Origin of the sequence: Kocuria aegyptia, assembly GCF_039530085.1 — a bacterium.
Taxonomy (GTDB): domain Bacteria; phylum Actinomycetota; class Actinomycetes; order Actinomycetales; family Micrococcaceae; genus Kocuria; species Kocuria aegyptia.
In genome coordinates this window covers 1-17,259 of the sequence record NZ_BAAAOA010000014.1, presented here as the reverse complement: position 1 = coordinate 17,259, position 17,259 = coordinate 1, and the positions used below count along the sequence as shown (strand labels likewise).

18 protein-coding genes and 3 pseudogenes are annotated in these 17,259 nt (G+C 68.5%); 16 read left to right on the top strand and 5 right to left on the bottom strand.

Annotated features, from left to right (window positions below; all coding sequences use genetic code 11):
- Positions 1 to 187: 187 nt before the first annotated feature.
- Positions 188 to 451 carry a hypothetical protein gene (locus tag ABD220_RS05540; RefSeq protein ID WP_344120548.1) on the bottom strand — a complete coding sequence of 88 codons (264 nt, stop codon included), beginning with the start codon at positions 449 to 451 and terminating at the stop codon, positions 188 to 190.
- 1,074 nt (positions 452 to 1,525) lie between these two features.
- Between ABD220_RS05540 and ABD220_RS05535 the strand changes: the two genes are divergently transcribed.
- On the top strand, positions 1,526 to 2,473 hold the full coding sequence (locus tag ABD220_RS05535; RefSeq protein ID WP_344120547.1) for a helix-turn-helix transcriptional regulator: 948 nt from the start codon (positions 1,526 to 1,528) through the stop codon (positions 2,471 to 2,473).
- Between the two features lie 412 nt (positions 2,474 to 2,885).
- Here ABD220_RS05535 and ABD220_RS05530 read toward each other — a convergent pair whose 3' ends face one another.
- Complete coding sequence (locus ABD220_RS05530; protein WP_344120545.1) at positions 2,886 to 3,686, bottom strand: alpha/beta fold hydrolase; 801 nt, start codon at positions 3,684 to 3,686, stop codon at positions 2,886 to 2,888.
- A gap of 108 nt (positions 3,687 to 3,794) precedes the next feature.
- Here ABD220_RS05530 and ABD220_RS18050 point away from each other — a divergent pair.
- Together ABD220_RS18050 and ABD220_RS18045 are read left to right on the top strand one after the other, a co-directional pair.
- Positions 3,795 to 4,294, top strand: a pseudogene (locus ABD220_RS18050) (recombinase family protein); the annotation flags it as partial.
- The gene (locus ABD220_RS18045; RefSeq protein WP_425552516.1) at positions 4,271 to 4,516 is read left to right on the top strand and encodes a helix-turn-helix domain-containing protein; all 246 of its coding nucleotides are present in this window, start codon (positions 4,271 to 4,273) and stop codon (positions 4,514 to 4,516) included. The pseudogene ABD220_RS18050 and the gene ABD220_RS18045, both read left to right, overlap by 24 nt.
- Positions 4,517 to 4,565: 49 nt before the next feature.
- Here ABD220_RS18045 and ABD220_RS05520 read toward each other — a convergent pair whose 3' ends face one another.
- The gene (locus ABD220_RS05520) at positions 4,566 to 5,480 is read right to left on the bottom strand and encodes a LysR family transcriptional regulator (RefSeq protein ID WP_344120544.1); all 915 of its coding nucleotides are present in this window, start codon (positions 5,478 to 5,480) and stop codon (positions 4,566 to 4,568) included.
- A gap of 52 nt (positions 5,481 to 5,532) precedes the next feature.
- Between ABD220_RS05520 and ABD220_RS05515 the strand changes: the two genes are divergently transcribed.
- From ABD220_RS05515 to sufU, 4 genes are all read left to right on the top strand, one after another.
- On the top strand, positions 5,533 to 6,501 hold the full coding sequence (locus tag ABD220_RS05515; RefSeq protein ID WP_344120542.1) for a nitrilase-related carbon-nitrogen hydrolase: 969 nt from the start codon (positions 5,533 to 5,535) through the stop codon (positions 6,499 to 6,501).
- Between the two features lie 74 nt (positions 6,502 to 6,575).
- Positions 6,576 to 6,851: a hypothetical protein gene (locus ABD220_RS05510; RefSeq protein WP_344120540.1), complete on the top strand. Its 276-nt coding sequence runs from the start codon at positions 6,576 to 6,578 to the stop codon at positions 6,849 to 6,851.
- Entirely contained in the window at positions 6,848 to 8,146 is a 1,299-nt protein-coding gene (locus ABD220_RS05505; protein WP_344120538.1) for an aminotransferase class V-fold PLP-dependent enzyme, read from the top strand. Before ABD220_RS05510 ends, ABD220_RS05505 begins: the two co-directional genes overlap by 4 nt.
- Positions 8,143 to 8,613 (top strand): Fe-S cluster assembly sulfur transfer protein SufU, encoded by a 471-nt coding sequence (gene sufU, locus ABD220_RS05500; RefSeq protein WP_344120537.1) that lies wholly within the window; start codon positions 8,143 to 8,145, stop codon positions 8,611 to 8,613. Before ABD220_RS05505 ends, sufU begins: the two co-directional genes overlap by 4 nt.
- A gap of 68 nt (positions 8,614 to 8,681) precedes the next feature.
- On the opposite strand, the gene ABD220_RS05495 is transcribed toward sufU, so the two are convergent.
- Both ABD220_RS05495 and ABD220_RS05490 read right to left on the bottom strand, forming a co-directional pair.
- Positions 8,682 to 9,569, bottom strand: a complete 888-nt coding sequence (locus tag ABD220_RS05495; protein WP_344120536.1) for a methylenetetrahydrofolate reductase — start codon at positions 9,567 to 9,569, stop codon at positions 8,682 to 8,684.
- Positions 9,570 to 9,859: 290 nt separating this feature from the next.
- Complete coding sequence (locus tag ABD220_RS05490) at positions 9,860 to 10,657, bottom strand: helix-turn-helix domain-containing protein (RefSeq protein WP_344120535.1); 798 nt, start codon at positions 10,655 to 10,657, stop codon at positions 9,860 to 9,862.
- A gap of 219 nt (positions 10,658 to 10,876) precedes the next feature.
- Here ABD220_RS05490 and ABD220_RS05485 point away from each other — a divergent pair, with 219 nt between their 5' ends.
- The 9 genes and pseudogenes from ABD220_RS05485 to ABD220_RS05445 all read left to right on the top strand — a co-directional run.
- The gene (locus ABD220_RS05485; RefSeq protein WP_344120533.1) at positions 10,877 to 11,515 is read left to right on the top strand and encodes a DsbA family protein; all 639 of its coding nucleotides are present in this window, start codon (positions 10,877 to 10,879) and stop codon (positions 11,513 to 11,515) included.
- A 40-nt stretch (positions 11,516 to 11,555) separates the two neighbouring features.
- Entirely contained in the window at positions 11,556 to 12,206 is a 651-nt protein-coding gene (locus tag ABD220_RS05480) for an NAD(P)-dependent oxidoreductase (RefSeq protein ID WP_344120531.1), read from the top strand.
- Between the two features lie 81 nt (positions 12,207 to 12,287).
- Complete coding sequence (locus ABD220_RS05475; protein ID WP_344120529.1) at positions 12,288 to 12,512, top strand: hypothetical protein; 225 nt, start codon at positions 12,288 to 12,290, stop codon at positions 12,510 to 12,512.
- 16 nt (positions 12,513 to 12,528) lie between these two features.
- Positions 12,529 to 13,344, top strand: coding sequence for a thymidylate synthase (locus ABD220_RS05470; protein WP_344120527.1), 816 nt, complete (start codon positions 12,529 to 12,531; stop codon positions 13,342 to 13,344).
- A gap of 124 nt (positions 13,345 to 13,468) precedes the next feature.
- The gene (locus tag ABD220_RS05465; protein ID WP_344120526.1) at positions 13,469 to 14,104 is read left to right on the top strand and encodes a DUF1990 domain-containing protein; all 636 of its coding nucleotides are present in this window, start codon (positions 13,469 to 13,471) and stop codon (positions 14,102 to 14,104) included.
- 97 nt (positions 14,105 to 14,201) lie between these two features.
- A complete protein-coding gene (locus ABD220_RS05460) occupies positions 14,202 to 14,828 on the top strand; it encodes a hypothetical protein (RefSeq protein ID WP_344120525.1) in 627 nt (208 codons plus the stop codon).
- Positions 14,829 to 14,923: 95 nt separating this feature from the next.
- Complete coding sequence (locus tag ABD220_RS05455) at positions 14,924 to 15,640, top strand: YcnI family copper-binding membrane protein (RefSeq protein WP_344120523.1); 717 nt, start codon at positions 14,924 to 14,926, stop codon at positions 15,638 to 15,640.
- Between the two features lie 295 nt (positions 15,641 to 15,935).
- Positions 15,936 to 16,317: pseudogene (locus ABD220_RS05450) on the top strand (recombinase family protein); the annotation flags it as partial.
- Between the two features lie 398 nt (positions 16,318 to 16,715).
- Positions 16,716 to 17,259: pseudogene (locus ABD220_RS05445) on the top strand (hypothetical protein); the annotation flags it as partial.

The following is a 17,259-nucleotide window of genomic DNA, read 5'->3' as shown; positions in this document are numbered from 1 at the left end:
TCCTGCGTGCACCCATGAGAGGCGAGTCGATTGCGGAGCTCTCCGCAAGGTAAGGGTTGTGAGTCGTTTTGGTTGCGAGACATTCCGAGCGGGCTGTCCTCATGGCGTGAGCAGCTCTGAGCTGTGGGGAGTTGGGGTCCGTGTGGGCTGGCGCCGATCCTGAGTGGTCGATGGAGTGCGGTGGTGCTCAGTCGTCGGTGTGGAGGTTGCGTTGCAGCCACAGGGTCAGCCACAGCTTCAGGCGGGTCTCGTCCCAGTCCGGGGCGTCGACGACCAGCGCTTCGGGTCCGTAGCGGTAGACCGAGGTGGCCCCGTCTCGGTCGGTGAGTTCGGCGATCATTCGGTCCACCAGTGCCGGGTGGTCCTTGGCGAGGTTGGCGCGCAGTCCGACGTCGAAGCAGTCCACCTCGGCCACCACGGTTACCAGCGGCTCCTCGGCGGCCTCGGCCACTGGGCCCTTCGCCGCGCAGTGCGGCGATGGTGCGGCGGGTGTGGTTGAGCATCTCGGTCCCGCTCAACGGGTCGCGGCCGTGGGCGGATTGGTAGGCGCTGTAGAGCGGGATCCCGGGGAGGAAAATCTGGTGGTGCTCGGCGGCGAGGACGGGGTAGTTGCGCATCGGGTGGTCATCGAGGCGGTGCACCCCGACGATCCAGTGCGCGTCGGGGACCGCGGTGGTGATGACCTGGGCAAGGTAGGAGGTGAAGCCGTCGACCAGGGTCAGCGTCTCGGCCGGGGGGTGGGGGTCCACCAGCATCCCGTGGCGGGCCCAGCTGGGCCAGGAGGGGCGGGTGGGGTTCTCCTCCAGTGATCTGGGGTCGACGCCGAGTGCGTCGGCCTGGGCGGTGATCCACTCCCACACCGGCGCCACCGTCTCGGGGGTGCCGTCGAGCAGTCCGTCGGGGTCGAGGCCGTGGGCGGCCAGGGTGGAGCGCAGCTGCTCCAGCGCCGGGGAGCGTTCGGCGATGAACTCATCCGGAGCGTCAATGGCCCGAGCTGGGATCATGTCCTCGTAGAGCAGTTTCCCCATGGCCGTCACTGTAATAGGCCCCCAACGGTTGGCGTCGATGCCGGTGGCGGGACTGATTCGTGGCCCTGGGCAGGCGGGGCGAGATGGGTCATCGCGGAAGATCTCCTTCTTCCCGGGTCCGGGGCGGGACCGGTCAGCGGTGGGCCTGGAGGTCTGGTCCTCGAAGCCGTCGAGCACCCTCCTGAAGAGGTGTCTGGCCGGGACCATGGTCGAGACCTCTTGGAGGCGCTGTGCATCGTGGGACGGGAGGGAGTCCTGGGCGACGGTGGCGTCGTGGGCTGCCAGTGCTGTCGGGCAGCCGGCGGCCACGGCCCCGGCTCCGTGCCCGGTGGTGGGGGCCGCACGAGGGGTGTGGCGCCTCAATTCCCGTCTCTGAGACGTGGACAACGCTGGGGGGTCGGGTCACAATGATGCGGGCCTTGTGGCGGGGCCGCGCAATGGCCTTGGAGAGCGGAGCCTGGTGGAACGGTTCCTGTGGTGGAAGAGGGAACTGGTTCATGGGTGAGATGTTCCGCCACGAGCTGGTGATCACCGACCCGGAGGTGCTTTCCGTGCTCGGGGAGCGGACCGGGCTGCGGTTCGGCTACAGCTCCACCGATCCGGACTTCTCCTACAGCCTCTCCCGGGCCGGGGATGAGCAGATCGCTGTGTCATCGGTGCATGTGGGCGGGACGATTTCCATGTGGGGCGACACCGAGGTGTTCACGGTGGCCCACGTGCAAGCCGCCCGGTATGACTGGCGGATCCGCGGGGAGACTGGCAACGCGGCGGCGGGGTCCTCGGTGCTGTTCCGCCCCGAGCACCCGTCCCTGGTGGTGGCCCAGGACGTGGATGTGACCATGGCGCATCTACCGGTGGATCTGGTGCAAGCCACGGCCGACACCGTCTACGGCACCGAGGCCCCGGTGGGCTTCGCGTCCTCGGCCCCGCTCAGTGCCCAGCTGGGACGGTACTGGTCAGGGTTGATCCGTTACGGGGCCGGTGTGCGGGACTCAGAGGCCTTCGCCGAACCGTTGGTGCGGGCCGAGCTGGCCCGCCACCTGAGCGTGGGCCTGCTGGAGTGCTTTCCGCTGCTCGGGGACCGCCAGGGGCGGTATCTGTCCATGGAGGCCCAGTCCCAGCGGTATCGGATCGCGGTCCAGTTCTTCGACGACCACGCCCCGGAGCCGGTCACCGTGGAGGACGCGGCCCGGGCGGCGGGCACGACCACGAAGGCCCTGGTGCGGGCTTTTCGCGCCAACCACCCGCTGGGATTGACCCCCGGACAGTACCTGCGCCGGGCACGGCTGGATGCGGCCCACCGCGACCTGCAAGCCGCTGATCCCCAGGCCGGGGACACCGTGAAGGCGATCGCCGCCCGGTGGGGCTTCACCCACCCGGGCCGCTTCGCCCAGTACTACCAACAGCTCTACGGAACGACACCGAGCCGCACGCTGGACCGTTAACGCCCACCGGCGACACCGGTGCGTGGTGCCGGGTCATGGGACGGGTCCCCGTGGCACGGGGGGCGTTGTTCTCGAGGCCGCCGTCAGCCTCGGTGGCCTGCCTCGTCTTCCCGTCCCGCAGCAGCGACTGGCCGCGTTGCTGGAGTTCCTGCCGGCGGGCCCGGTCCTGGGGTGATTCGGGGTCGTGATCGACCCTGTGCTGGTCCTGGGATCGGAGGCGCACCGCGGGTGGGCTGGAGTCTTCCACACCGCCGGTCCAGCCCTCCCCGAGGCTCTCGCTGTGACGGTGCGAGTCCAGGACTGTCATAGGAAAGCCGAACCATTGGGATCCGGGGTGGCCCTTGCCACGCACGAGCTGACCGTTGGACAGGTGAGAGGTCACGGCCCGGCCGCCTCGAGGTTGTCTACGTCATTATCCTGTTCGCGACGAGTGGGTGCGACAGAACTCGCGCACGACATCGTTGACCTGCTCAGGCCGCTCGAGATTGCTCATGTGTCCTGCGCCCTCGATCACGAAGAGCTCCGTTTCCGGGATCGCTTCCTGGAACTGGCGGGCGATTCTGAGCGGCGAGCGAACATCCAAGTCTCCCCAGATCAACAGGGTGGGGACGGCGATGTGAGGCAGCAGATCGCTCAGGTCGGTCTCAGCCATGATGGCCAGCTCGTGCTCGAGGGTGGCGGGGCGGACATCGGCGGCGATGGCGGCGAGCAAAGGCACGAACTTCGCCGGCGGATCGTTGGCGAAGAGCCCCGGGAGCGTGGGATCGAAGTCCTCGAGCGGCCCGGTGAGCATCCGGCGGGCGCCGGCAACCCGCGCTCTTACCTCGTCCAGGGGCAGCGATCCCTTCCAGCCGGCGTAGGTGTCGATCATGATCAGGGTCGCGACGAGCCCAGGATGACGGCGGTAGAACTCGAGCACCACGGTGCCGCCCCAGGACAGGCCGGCGATATGCGCAGGACCAAGTTCAAGCGTCTCGATCAGCGCCGCGAGTCCGTCCGCGAAGCCCGCCAAGGCGAAGCCCTCCGGCAGGTCTGAGGACCGGCCGGCCCCTGGCTCGTCCCAGGCAATGACTGTGAACTCGTCGGCCAGGCCAGCAAGCTGCGGTTGCCAGATGCGACTGTCCTCGGCCGCGCCATGGACAAAGACCAGAGGAGGGCCTTCACCGACCCGCTCGTAGGCGATCTTGAGCCCATCCGCCTCGACAAACTCCACCCTTGGAAGGTACTCCCGTCGCGCTCGATGTGTCACTCTTCTTGACCTTGCCGATGACTGGAAGCGACAGTCGCGACAGTGACCGCTGTATGCCTTGGAAGCCAAGGGATGCGAGACGTCTCGTCCAAAGATTCTGCGCGCGCATGTTTCCGCGGTGGAGCATGTCTTGCATCTATGTGCTTTATCCACGCCCCTAGAATCAGCTACTCAACGTTAGTTGCGAGACACATAGGGGTGGACTTGGGGAAGCTGATCGGGTATGTCCGAGTGTCGACGCGGCAGCAGGACGCAGATCGCCAAGTGTCTGATCTCCTACATGCCAGCGTGCAGCGCGATGACCTCTATGTCGATCATGGAGTGTCTGGAAACGCGCGTCGCGTCCGGAGTTCGGCCGGGCGGTGGCAGCGCTCGAGGAGGGTGACACTCTGGTGATCACCACGTTGGACCGGTTGGGGCGGTCGACGCAGAACATGCTGGTCTTCGCCGAGGCGCTGCGGGGCAGGGGTGCGGGGTTGCGGGTGCTGAACCTGGGTGGGGGAGATGTGGACACCCATACTCCGATGGGCTCAATGGTCTTCACCGTGATGGCCGCCCTGGCCCAGATGGAGCTGGAGATCAAGCGGGAGCGGATCACCGACTCGGTGGCCAAACGCCGGGCCGTCGGCAAGGACCTCGGCGGGCGACGCCAGACCTTCACTGACTCCCAGATCCGCAACGCCCTGCGCCTGATCGAGTCCGGGGAACCGGCCACCCAGGTCGCCCGCGACCTCGGCATGTCCCGGGCCACCCTCTACCGGCGCATCCGCGAGCTTCCAATGCCTACTGCCTGAGTTGCCGCTCCTGGGAGGCCCGAGGGGCGGAGAGTGCTGGTGAGACGCGTCAGCTGCCGAGGCAATCGCGGATGAAACCGCGCAGCCACTGCTGGGCCGGATCGTTCTCGCGCTGGGGGGTCCAGGCCATCGAGACCGTAAACCGGGGGAACGGGATGGGGGGCTCGGAGAGGACGAGGTCGGTGGTCGCGGCGAAGGCCTCGGCGGCGTGGCGCGGCAGGGTGACCACCACGTCGGCAGTCTTCAAGGGGGTCAACGCCCCGGAGAAGTGGGTGGTGGACCCGATGATCCGCCGACGCAGCCCGCGGGCCTCGAGCAGATCATCGACGATCCCGCGCCGCCCGTCGTAGGAGACCAACAGGTGCGGCATGGCCAGGTAGTCCTCCAGCCCCAGCGGGGTGCCCAGCCCCAAGCGGCGCCCGTCGTAGAGGCAGGCATAGCCGGAGGAGAACAACTCCTCCCGCTGAAAACTCTCGGCCAACCCGGGCAGGGCCCCGATGGCCAGATCCACGGAACCCTCCGTCAGCAGGGACTCGACGGTGTAGCGGTTGGACTGGCGCACCAGCACAGACACTCCCAGCTTCTCCGCCTGCAGGTACTGGAGCATCCGGGGCAGCATGCGGGCCTCGATGTCGTCGGACATGGCCAGCACGAACGCCCGGTCGCCGGCGGCGGGGTCGAAGACGGGTTCCTCGAACAGCACCCCGGACAGTTCCCGCAGCGCCCACCGGATGCGCGGGGCGATCTCCTTGGCCTTCGGGGTGGGGGCCATTCCGTCCTTGGTGCGGGTGAACAGCTCGTCGTCGAAGAGCCGGCGCAGCCGGGCCAGGGCCGCACTGGCGGCGGCCTGGCTGATGCCCAGGGCGTGGGCGGTGTGGGTGACGTGGCGTTCGCGCATGAGCACCTCGAAGGTCACCAGCAGATTGAGGTCCACACTCCGGAAATCACGTTCGTCGATGGTCATCATCGCCCATATTAGTTTCCCTTCTGATGGAGTGGGGAGGACAATTTTGGGTATGACATCTGTGAGAGTGGCCGTCGTCCAGGCCGGTTCCGTCCTGTTCGACACCGCAGCCACCCTCGCGAAGGCCGAGCACTACATCCGCGAGGCCGCGTCCCAAGGGGCGGAGCTGATCGTGCTGCCCGAAGCGTTTGTCGGCGGCTACCCCAAGGGCCTGGACTTCGGGATCACCGTCGGCTCCCGCGCCCCGGAGGGGCGGGAGCTGTTCCGCCGCTACTCGGATGCGGCCGTGGCGGTGCCCGGGCCCGAGACCGATCGCCTGGCCGGGCTGGCCGCCGAGCTGGGCACCCACCTGGTGGTCGGGGCCATCGAGCGCGACGGGTCCACCCTGTACTGCACCGTGCTGTTCTTCACCCCGGCCGAGGGCCTGGTGGCCACCCACCGCAAGCTCATGCCCACCGCCGCCGAACGCTACCTGTGGGGCCAGGGCGACGGATCGACCATGCCGGCGGTGGCCACCGCGGTGGGGGTGCTGGGGGCGGCCATCTGCTGGGAGAACTACATGCCGCTGTTCCGTCAGGCGATGTACGCCAAGGGCGTGCAGATCTGGTGCGCTCCGACGGTGGATGACCGCGAGCAGTGGCAGGCCAGCATGACCCACATTGCCCTGGAGGGGAGGTGCTTCGTGCTCAGTGCCAACCAGTTCCTCGCCCGGGCGGACCTGCCCGGAGACGTCCACCCCGTCCAGGGCGAGGACCCGCAGACGGTCTTGATCGACGGAGGCTCCACCATCGTCTCCCCGCTGGGCGAGGTGCTGGCCGGACCGCTGCGCGGCACCGAGGGCGTGCTGGTCGCCGAGGTGGACCTGGACGAGCTGACCCGGGCGAGATTCGACCTCGACACCGTCGGGCACTACGCCCGACCCGACGTCTTCACCCTGACCGTGGACGAGACACCCCGCACCTCCGTGCACGCCACGAGCGGGGAGACCCGCGCACCGGCGGAACAGCCGGTGCGGGCCTGAGCGGACGAACGCCCACCGCGCACCCGGAGGGCCCATCGGCCCACCGACCACGACGACCTAGTACGAGGAAGACCATGAGCAAGCGACCCCGCCCCGACAACAACGAGCCCGTCCCACCCAAGCGCAGCCTCTTCCGGCGCTTCGACGACCTGTCGATGCGCATCTACGGGCCGGCCGCGCGCAGCCGCCGGGACCTGCGGGGCCAGGACCAGCCCAGCGAGCAGACCAAGGCGTGGTACCAGAACCTCCAGCAGGAGTACGTCACGGAGAAGGACGCCACCGGCCGCACCTACCTACGGCCCCGCCGCCCCGAGGACGGTCCGGCCACCTCCCCGGAGAACCCCCAGTGACCTCCTCGACTGCCCTCCCCGTTGCGCCCCTGACCGATTCCGAGGTGCGTGCGCTGCGGGAGGACTTCCCGCTGCTGACGAACAGCCCGGCGGTCTATCTCGACTCGGGGGCCACTTCCCAGAAGCCCCTGGCCGTGCTGGACGCCGAGCGGGAGTTCTACCTGCACCGTAACGCCGCGGTCCACCGCGGAGCGCATTCCCTGGCCGTGGAGGCCACCGACGCCTACGAGGAGGCCCGCCAGGTGGTGGCCGGTTTCGTGGGGGCCACCGAGCGGGAGCTGGTGTGGACCTCCAACGCCACCGAGGCGATCAACCTGCTCGCCTACGCCTTCTCCAACGCCGCGGCCGGTCGCGGGGGAGACGCGGCCGCCCGCTTCCGGCTGGGCCCGGGTGATGAGATCGTCACCACCGAGGCCGAGCACCACGCCAACCTCATCCCGTGGCAGGAGCTGGCCGCCCGCACCGGGGCGACCCTGCGCTGGATCCCCGTGGACGAGACCGGGCTGCTCGACCACGAGGCCGCCCGGCAGGTGATCGGGGAACGGACCCGGGTGCTGGCCTTCTCCCACGTCTCCAACGTCACCGGCGCGATCACCGACGTCGCGGACCTGGTGGGCCTGGCCCGGGAGGTGGGCGCCTTGACGGTGCTGGACGCCTGCCAGTCGGTGCCGCACCTGCCGGTGGACTTCCCGGCCCTGGGGGTGGACTTCGCGGTGTTCTCAGGGCACAAGATGCTCGGGCCCACCGGCATCGGGGCACTGTGGGGGCGCGCCGAGATGCTGGACGCGATGCCGCCGTTCCTCACCGGCGGATCCATGATCACCAAAGTCACGATGGAGTCCGCCCGGTACCTGCCGGCCCCCACCCGGTTCGAGGCCGGCACCCAGCGCATCAGTCAGGCCGTGGCCCTGGCCGCGGCCGTGGAGTACCTGCAGGGCATCGGGATGGAGCGGGTCGCCGCCCACGAGCGCGAGCTGGGGCAGCGGCTCGCGGCCGGGCTCGCCCAGCTAGAGGGGGTCCGGCTGATCGGCCCGCCCCCGGGCACGGAGCGGGTGGGGCTGGCCGCGGTGGACGTGGCCGGGGTGCACGCCCACGACGTCGGTCAGGTCCTCGACGTCGCGGGGGTGGCGGTGCGGGTGGGTCATCACTGCGCCCAGCCGCTGCACCGGGCGCTGGGGCTGACGGCCTCCACCCGGGCCAGCGGCTACCTCTACACCACCGCCGAGGACGTGGACCGGTTCCTGGCCGAGCTCGCCGGGGTCCGCACCTACTTCCGCGTGGGGAGCACCCGGTGAACGGCCTGGACGCGCTCTACCAGGAGGTCATCCTCGACCACGCCAAGCGGCGGACCGGCGAGGGCCTGACCGCCCCGGCGCCCGGGCACGGGGCCGGGGAGTCCCACCAGTACAACCCCACCTGCGGCGACGAGATCACCGTGCGCGTTGAGCTCGCGACCGGCGCCGGAGGCGCGGAGCCGGTGGTGGAGCGGCTCAGCTGGGAGGGGGCGGGTTGCTCGATCTCCATGGCCGCGGCCTCCGTGCTGGCCGAGACCGCCCCCGGGATGACCCGGGCCGAGCTACTGGAGCTGATCGGGGCGTTCCGGGAGCTGCTGCGGTCCCGCGGCACCGTGGTCCCCGACGAGGAGGTCCTCGGCGACGCCGCCGCCTTCGCCGGGGTCTCCCGGTTCGTGGCCCGGGTCAAGTGCGCGATGCTCGGCTGGGTCGCCGCCGAGGAGGCCCTGCCCCGGGCCGGACAGTCATAGTTGCTTTTGGGGTCGTTAAGGCGTGTTGCTCAACCGCATGTACTTCCCCCACAGGTACAGCAGAATGCTCATGTAGTGGGTGACGGGCCGTAGAGGCTCGACATTTGGCGGTTCATCCAACGAACGCCTTCCAGCATCCCGCCGAATGGATAAAGGTGATAAAGAACGATTCCGAAATCCCCGCCTTCCAGCCCGGTCGTGAGTTGATCCCAATACCTTTCAGGGCCGACTCGCCGATCAGGTTCGGCCGTGGACAGTCCGTACCGTCGGGCGGTGGCCGCCGATGGTTCCACGCCAAATCGCTGGGCGTATCTTAGGAGTTTTCCGACGCTGGCCGGTCCCGGCACGCCAATGCGCACGGGTGTGTCGATTCCTTCGTGGCGCAATCGCGTCATCCATTGCACGACGGCATCGGCGTCAAATCCGAACTGCGTGGTGATCTCGACCGAGCAGCCTGCGTCCTGGAGAAATTCGACCTTCCATTTCAAACAGCGCCAGAGCGTGTCGGTGTCGATCTTCGGGTGTCCTTCCGGATAGCCCACGATCCCCACCTGGCGAATGGAATGGCGTTCCAGGAGGCCGCTTCCCAGGAGGGCCAGCGAGTCCTCGAAGGGACCGGCCGGGACCGTCGGATCGCCGCCCACCAGGATGACCCGGGCCGGTGCAGCCGCTGCGCTCAGGGCGTCGAGGAGGTCATCGCGGTCTTGTTCGGAGTGCAAGCGGCGTGAGGAAATGATGGGGACGGGATCGAATCCGCACGCGCGTATAACTCGTGCAGCGTTGATGCGTTGGGCATGATCCTCGTTTCCGAGGAACGCGATGTTGATCGGTGTCCCCGGTGGGATTTCTGCTTTGGCGGCCTCGACTTGTGCGATGTCTTTCCCCGCCACCTCCAGAGCATAAGACCTGTCCGGGGACTGTCGTATGGTGCGGTGCCGATCGTCAAGATAAGGCATTTTTATCATCTGGGTTGCTGAAGAGCAGGTCTTCCGGGCAGATGAATATTTCCATGCTGTCGGAGCCTGGTGGATGTCGTCTTCCGAAATAGGGAAGCGGGCGTTCGAGTGTCCCTGCCGTCAGTAAGGGTAGGCGGGGAAATGTGCGGGTCTTTGATATATCAGTCCTTGCCAAAGGATATGTTGGCCCTTGCGGTCTGGTCAATATTTTGCCGCAACCCTCGCGCTGCCGTGTTGCCGGTTAGCTGGTTGCCTCTGGTGCGACCTACAGCGGGGTCGGGCAATATTTCCTAGCTGGCCTGGAATTGACGGCGGAATGCTGAGGGGGTGATGCCGGCGCGCTGGGTGAAGTACTTGACGAAGTTGCTGGCATCGTCGAAGCCGAGCCGGTCGGCGACGCGGTTGATGGGATCGTCTCCGTGGGCCAGGAGCCGGCGTGCTTCCAGGACGACCCGGTGGTCGATGAACTCCTTGGCGCCTACACCGGCGGCGGCCGTGGTGGCGCGGGTGAGGGTGCGGGGGGAGTAGCCCAGGATCCGGGCGTAGTCGTTGACGTGGCGGGTGCGGGTGAAGTGTTCCTCCACGGCGGTGCGCAAGCGCAGGAAGGCTTCGGTGTGCTCGGGGGCGGGGCTGCCGATCGGTGTGGCCTGGTGGGTCAGTCGCAGCATCACCACGGCCAGCAGATGCTGGAGGATGCGGGCCCGCAGCGGCGCAGGAAGCGGGGTCGTGGCCTCGTACTCGTGGACGAGGTGGCCCAGTGCCTCCTCCATGGCCGTGGCGTCCTCCCCGGCCAGGTCCCGGTGGACGCGGCCGAACGGATCATCCAGCCGCGTCTGGGCGGAGGTCGTTGTGTCCAGGACCCCGGGCTGGAAGAGCACCAGCCACCCCGATCCGGTGGTCAGGTCCCGGAAGTGCTGCACCTGGCCCGGACGCACCCACAACCACGCTCCGGGGGTGGCGGTGTAGTCGGTGAAGTCGACCATGTGCCGCACCATCCCCTGCTCCACGGTGAGCAGCTGGTGGAAGTTCAGGCGCTGCGCCCTCGCCAGGCCCGGGCGGCGCTGCATCCGTTGGTGCAGCTGGGCCAACGACATCACCTCGATCCCGCCGGCGTCCTGGCCGGGGGGTCGGTAGTGGATCTGCTGAACCTCAACGTGTCCTTTTTTCACCATGATGAGTCGTCACTGTACCTCGATCACCCGAGGGCTCTTCCCTAGATTGGTAATTAATCACCGGGGCGAGCCGCCACCAGGCATGGCGGAAGTGCGCAGGCGCGTGGCCCGGAACAACCATTGGAGGAGACCTTCATGACTCGAGTTGAGCTCACCTACGCCTTCGACGCCTACTGCGGCTGGTGCTACGGATTCGCCCCGGCGCTGCACGGCTTCGCGGCCGCCAACGCCGATCGGATCCAGCTGCGGGTGCTCTCCGGAGGCCTGTTCACCGGTCCGGCGGCCGGGCCGATCGGCAACTACCCGCACATCCCGGCCGCCAATGAGCGCATCGCCGCGCTCACCGGTGTGGCCTTCGGCGACCCGTATCAGCGGATGCTCACCGAGGGCACCACGGTCATGGACTCCACCGCCGCGGCCACCGGCCTGGTGGCCCTGCGCCGACAGGCCCCCGAACGGGCCGTGGAGTTCGCCGCCGCGATCCAGGACGCCTGGTACCTGCAGGGCCGCGACCTGCGGGATGCGGCGGTGTACCGCTCCATCGCCGTCGAGCACGATCTCGACGTCGACGCCGTCACGGAGGCCTACGCGCATCCGGCCACCCGGGCCGAGGCGCAGGAGGACTTCCGGGCACTGCGCCGTCTGGGCGTAAGCCAGTACCCGACCCTGTTGCTGCACACCACCACCGGGGTGCACCGCCTGGGCGGGCCGGTCGCATCGGCCCAGGCCCTCACCGCGGCTCTGGGCGCGCACCTGGCGCCCGCCGCTTCCTGATTTCCCCACCCCACCCTGTTCCCCGAAAGGACACCCCTTCATGGTCAACATCGCTGTTCTCGGTGCCACCGGCACCATCGGCTCCCGCATCGTCACCGAGGCCCTGGAGCGCGGCCACACCGTCACCGCCGTTCTCCGCGACCCCGCCAAGCTCACCGACGCCGACCCGCGCCTGAAGGTCACCACCGGTGACGTCCTGGACCCGGCCTCGGTGTCTGCCGTCGCCCAGGGCCAGGACGTGGTGGTCAGCGCCGTGGGCGGTGGGGACGGGCCCGGTCACCTGGCCACCATCACCCTGGCCGCCCGCGCGCTGGTCGAGGGCCTGCGCACCCTGGGGGAGCAGGCCCCGCGCCTGGTCGTCGTCGGCGGCGCCGGCTCCCTGCACACCCCCGACGGCGGCCAGGTCTGGGACACCCCGGGTCTGCCCGAAGCGCTGCTGCAGATCATGCACGCCCACGGCGACGCGCTGGAGTACTACCGCACCGTGACCGACGTGGACTGGACCAACCTCAGCCCCGCCGCCCAGATCGCCCCCGGTGAGCGCACCGGCAACTACCGCACCGCCGCCGAGGAGTTGATCACCAACGAGGCCGGTGACAGCGCCATCTCGGCCGAGGACTACGCCGTAGCGATCCTCGACGAGATCGAGACCCCGGCCCACTCCCGCCAGCGGTTCGCCGTCGCCTACTGACCACCTCGGTCATCCGCGGGGCGTAGCAGGGGACAGCCCCTGCTACGCCCCGCCATCACCGGAAAGACACCATTGAAAAAGATGCCGACACCCCACGAGTACTCACAGCCCCGGCGCAGCTGGTTCCGCCGCTTCGACGACCTCGCGATGCGCTTCTACGGCCCAGCCCAACGCAGCCCCCGCAACCTGCACGGTCAAGACCAACCCAGTGAGCAGACCCGGCAGTGGTACCATAACCTCCAGCAGGACTACGTCATGGAGAAGGACGCCTCCGGCCGCACCTACCTGCGCCCCCGCCACCGCTGACCAGAAAGACCCCCGCATGATCCCCACCCCATACGAGGACCTGCTACGAGAAGTCCTCGAACACGGCACCCCCGTCTCCGACCGCACCGGCACCGGGACCCGCAGCCTGTTCGGCCGGCACCTGCGCTTCGACCTCACCCAAGGGTTCCCCCTGGTCACCACCAAACGGGTGCACTTCAAGTCCGTGGCCGTGGAACTGCTGTGGTTCCTGCGCGGGGACTCCAACGTGGAGTGGATGCAGGAGCAAGGCGTGAGCATCTGGGACGAATGGGCGGACCAGGACGGCCAACTGGGACCGGTCTACGGGGTCCAGTGGAGGTCATGGCCCACACCGGATGGCCGGCACATCGACCAGATCACCGCCGTGATGGACTCCCTGCGCACGGACCCGCACTCCCGCCGCCACATCGTCTCGGCGTGGAACGTGGCCGAGTTGGCGCACATGGCCCTGCCCCCGTGCCATGCCTTCTTCCAGTTCTACGTCCAACCACAACAGCACGGGCCCGGCAAACTCTCCTGCCAGCTCTACCAGCGCAGCGCGGACATGTTCCTGGGCGTCCCGTTCAACATCGCCGCCTACTCCCTGCTCACCCACATGATGGCCCAGCAGCTGGGGCTCAACGTCGGGGAGTTCATCTGGACCGGCGGGGACTGCCACATCTACGACAACCACCTCCAACAGGTCCGCGAGCAACTCTCCCGCACCCCGTTCCCCGCTCCCAGCCTGGCCTTCACCCGGAAACCCGACACGCTCTTCGACTACACCTGGCAGGACATCGAGATCCAGGACTACCGCCACCACCCGACGATCACCGCACCAGTGGCGGTCTGACCACGGGCCCCGCCCCGCCACGGGGCTGCAGACCCCCAGAAGGACTTCCCCGCCCCGAACACTCCTGCGCACTCCTTCGGAACTGGCGCAGCCGTTGCTCCCTCTACCCGGAAAGAACCTGACCATGCCCCACTCAGCACGCCGAGAACCACCCTTCAACTACGCACCGGTGGGCGCCACCCAGGTGGAGGACTACCGGGGCACCTCGCCGTTCCGGAACCGGATCAGCCAGGAACGCGTACAGATCGGAGTCGGCCAAGCCCGTTGGGAGCACGCAGGCAAGGAAATCCTCTCCTGGGGCCTCCAGCGCCGGGCGGGCTACTCCGTCGTCCCCCTGGGTCACCCCCACAACGCCGATGGGGAGTCGGCGCCCCACGGACGGTCCGCGGCGGCGTTGCCGCCGGTAGCACCCGGCGCAGCGGTGCAGCTGCGCCGTCGTCTCGGCCCCCTGCCGATCAGCATGCCCACCCGCGTCGTCTACGTGCTTGACGAGCCCCACCGCAAGGGCTTCGCCTTCGGCACGCTGGCCGGGCATCCCGTCAGCGGGGAAGTGGCTTTCATCGTCGAACGCTCCCCGGACGACTCGGTGTGGTTCACTCTGCGTTCGCTCAGCGGCCCGGGAAAAGGCCTCTGGTGGATCACCTACCCGATCGTTGTGCTGCTGCGCGGACGATTCCGGAACTCCTACCTGCAGGCCCTGGCAGAACCCCTCGAGGCGCTGCAAGCAGGGGACGACGGCAGCCGCGGATACGGGAGCTGAGAACCCCAAGACGCCCCGGGCCGGCGGGCTGCCCTGAGGCAAGTCCGCCAGCCCAGGGCACCCCGGATGGCGACCACTTAGGAGCAAGGAGCAGGGAATGGAACAGCGTGCCCCGCTGCGCCTTGCGCGTGCGTTGCTGGTCACCGCCGTCGTCCTCGCCCTGGCGGCCGTCGGGCACCTGGCCGGCGGGGGCGGCCTTCCACCCCTGATCGTCCTGATCGGTCTGGCAGCAGGAGTCCTGGGCCCGGTCACCTGGGCCAGCGGGCGCCGGCTGACCCTGGGGCCCCTGCTTGTGCTTCTCGGAGTAGCCCAGTGGGGCCTGCACGAAGCCTTCCTGCTGACTTCCACCGTTCCTGCCTGCGCTGCGGTCCCTGACAGCCATCACAGCACTCATCTGGGCCCGGACACTGCCTGCCCGACCGGGTTGGTGCTGGAGGCAGGCCATCACGGCCCCTCGGGACACGGGGCGGCCATGCTGGCTGGGCACGTGCTGGCGGTGCTGGTCATCGCCCTGGTGATCACCCGGGCCGAGGCCGCCTTGTGGCTGGCCCTGGAGTGGCTGCGACCACTGCTCGGCCTCGTCCGTCCAACTGGTCTTCCCGCCGCGGCACGGTCGTTGATGCCGGCCGCGGAGCAACCTGTGCTGGCATGGCGCGGCTTGCGCCGGGACCGGGTGCGGGGCCCCCCGGCAGCAGGGGTGCTGCGGGCCATCGACCGGGTGTGATACCCGGGGTGCTGCGCGGCGCCCTGCATCGCGGACCCTGACGTTTCCCCAGCGCCACCGGAACACGACGGCGCCGATGAAAGGCAACACCCCACATGACGAACACCTCTCTCACCGCGCGCCTGGGCAGGTGCGGCTGCGTCGCCGCGGCCACGGCCGGGCTCATGGCCCTGGGCCTGTCCCCGGCCTCCGCCCACGTCACGGCGAATGCAACCTCCACTGCGGCCGGCGGATACACCCAGGTCACCTTCTCGGTGCCCACCGAGTCCGACACCGCCTCCACCACCAAGATCGAACTGGACCTGCCCGAGGACACGCCCTTCGCCTCCGTGCGCACCCAACCCGTGGAGGGCTGGACGGCCGAGATCACCGAGGAGAAGCTGGCCACCCCGGTGCCTGCCGGGGCGGGGCAGATCACCGAGGCGGCCTCGACCATCATCTGGACGGCCGATGAGGAGCATGCCATCGACCCCGGCCAGTTCCAGACCTTCACCATCTCCGTCGGTCCGCTGCCGGAGGAGGCGGGCAAGCAGATCCTGCTGCCGGTCTCCCAGACCTACACCGACGGGCGCACCGTCGCCTGGGACCAGCCGGCCACCGAGGGCCAGGAGGAGCCCGAACGCCCCGCCCCCTCGGTGACCATCACCGAGGCGCAGGCCGGCGGTCACGGGGCCGCTCACGAGGCCACCGCCGCCGCCGAGGACACCACCACCGGTGGGACCGGTCCTCTGGTATGGGTTGGGCTCATGGCCGGTCTGCTCGGTCTGGCCGCCGGGGTGACCGCCCTGATCCGCACCCGCCACCGCGGCTGACCCCTACCACGCCCCTTTGACGCGACGCCCCTCGAGCAGGTCAGGGCCTGCTCGAGGGGCGTCGTACTGCAACGATCCCGACCCACAATCCACCACAACCCGCCTGTAACCGCTGTGAACCGGAAGGAAGCCTGGAGCCGCCGTGTCAGTTCCTGCGGCTCGGATGGGAGCATCCGTCAGAGCGGTAACCACCAGGGCGGAGCACGACAGACGCAACCAGGAACCCCGTTGCTTTACATAAGGCCGGCTATCGGACACCCACCCCGATGGTGGTGGTGCAGTTGAGGTTCCTGTGCGGGCATCACAGTCGATGCAGAACATGCTGGCCTTCTCCGAGCAGCTGCGTAGCAGGGGCCTCCGTTTGCGGGTGCTCGATCTCGGTGTGGTAGATGTGGGCACCCACACCTCGATGGGCTCGATGGTCTTCACCGTCAAGGCCGCCCTGGCCCAGATGGAGCTGGAGATCAAACGCGAACGGGTCACCGACTCGGTGGCCAAACGCCGGGCCGCCGGTAAGGACCTCGGCGGCAGGCGCCCAACCTTCACCGACTCCCAGATCCGAGCAGCAGTGCGCCTGATCGATGCCGGGGGGGGTCACCCAGGTCGCCCGCGACCTCGAGATGTCCCGGGCGACCCTGTACCGGCGGATCCGGGAGCTGCCGCAGCGGAGAATCTGAGGCCGTCTCGGCCCGGGGCCGATGATGCAGATATCGCCCCGTCGCTACCGCGCCCTTTTCGACCGTTGCTGACACCCGGGCAGAGTCCCTTGCTGGGTCGGTCCTGATGACCCCAGGTGTAGATCGAGTCCTGAATGGTCCCCTGATCCGCAACGACGCCCTGGATCATCCGGACTCGATGAGATCCCGGGGCTTCCGTCGGAATCCTGGTGGGCACCTGCGACGGGCTGAGACCGCGACCACGGAGAGACGGGCAAATTTTCTCCAAAGTATTACGTCCAGCAGTTGAATGTATTGTTCAACAATCATTACACTCGAGGGGGTGATTCAGATCACGTCTCGAGCGACTGCGCGGCCGAGGAGTGCCGGCGCCGCTCCGGATCCGAGGAGGCCCCGCCATGTCCAGCTCTGCTACGCCCACTCCCTCCGGGGGCACCCCCGAGACCGAGGAGACCACCTCGGGACTGAAAGATACGGGCAGGTCCGCTCTTCTCGGGGCCTTGTTCCTGATGGCCACCAGCGCCATCGGTCCGGGTTTCATCACCCAGACCGCGAACTTCACCGTCCAGCTCGGGGCGGCCTTCGCCTTCGCCATCGTCGTATCCATCGTCGTCGACATCGCGGTGCAGTTGAACGTGTGGCGGATCGTCGGGGTCTCGGGGCTCAAGGCTCACGAGCTCGGCAACCGGGTGCTGCCGGGCCTCGGTTGGTTTATCGCGGTCCTGGTGGCGGTCGGCGGGCTGGTCTTTAACATTGGCAACACCGCCGGCGGCGGCCTGGGCCTGGACGCGCTGCTGGGCTTGGACCCCACGTGGGGCGGGATCCTCACCGCGCTGCTGGCGGTCGGCGTGTTCGTGAGCAAGCGGGCCGGTGTGGCACTGGACCGGATCGTGGTGGTGCTCGGCGTGATCATGCTCCTGGTGACCGCCTACGTGGCCTTCG

Bases quoted from the DNA above. Each gene is read 5' to 3' on its own strand.
- ABD220_RS05495 (WP_344120536.1), bottom strand. From the start codon at position 9,569: ATGCCTTATCTTGACGATCGGCACCGCACCATACGACAGTCCCCGGAC.
- ABD220_RS05480 (WP_344120531.1), top strand. From the start codon at position 11,556: ATGGTCAACATCGCTGTTCTCGGTGCCACCGGCACCATCGGCTCCCGC.
- ABD220_RS05520 (WP_344120544.1), bottom strand. From the start codon at position 5,480: ATGACCATCGACGAACGTGATTTCCGGAGTGTGGACCTCAATCTGCTG.
- ABD220_RS05475 (WP_344120529.1), top strand. From the start codon at position 12,288: ATGCCGACACCCCACGAGTACTCACAGCCCCGGCGCAGCTGGTTCCGC.
- ABD220_RS05465 (WP_344120526.1), top strand. From the start codon at position 13,469: ATGCCCCACTCAGCACGCCGAGAACCACCCTTCAACTACGCACCGGTG.
- ABD220_RS05535 (WP_344120547.1), top strand. From the start codon at position 1,526: ATGGGTGAGATGTTCCGCCACGAGCTGGTGATCACCGACCCGGAGGTG.
- ABD220_RS05455 (WP_344120523.1), top strand. From the start codon at position 14,924: ATGACGAACACCTCTCTCACCGCGCGCCTGGGCAGGTGCGGCTGCGTC.
- ABD220_RS05515 (WP_344120542.1), top strand. From the start codon at position 5,533: ATGACATCTGTGAGAGTGGCCGTCGTCCAGGCCGGTTCCGTCCTGTTC.
- ABD220_RS05470 (WP_344120527.1), top strand. From the start codon at position 12,529: ATGATCCCCACCCCATACGAGGACCTGCTACGAGAAGTCCTCGAACAC.
- ABD220_RS18045 (WP_425552516.1), top strand. From the start codon at position 4,271: ATGGCCGCCCTGGCCCAGATGGAGCTGGAGATCAAGCGGGAGCGGATC.
- ABD220_RS05460 (WP_344120525.1), top strand. From the start codon at position 14,202: ATGGAACAGCGTGCCCCGCTGCGCCTTGCGCGTGCGTTGCTGGTCACC.
- ABD220_RS05510 (WP_344120540.1), top strand. From the start codon at position 6,576: ATGAGCAAGCGACCCCGCCCCGACAACAACGAGCCCGTCCCACCCAAG.
- ABD220_RS05485 (WP_344120533.1), top strand. From the start codon at position 10,877: ATGACTCGAGTTGAGCTCACCTACGCCTTCGACGCCTACTGCGGCTGG.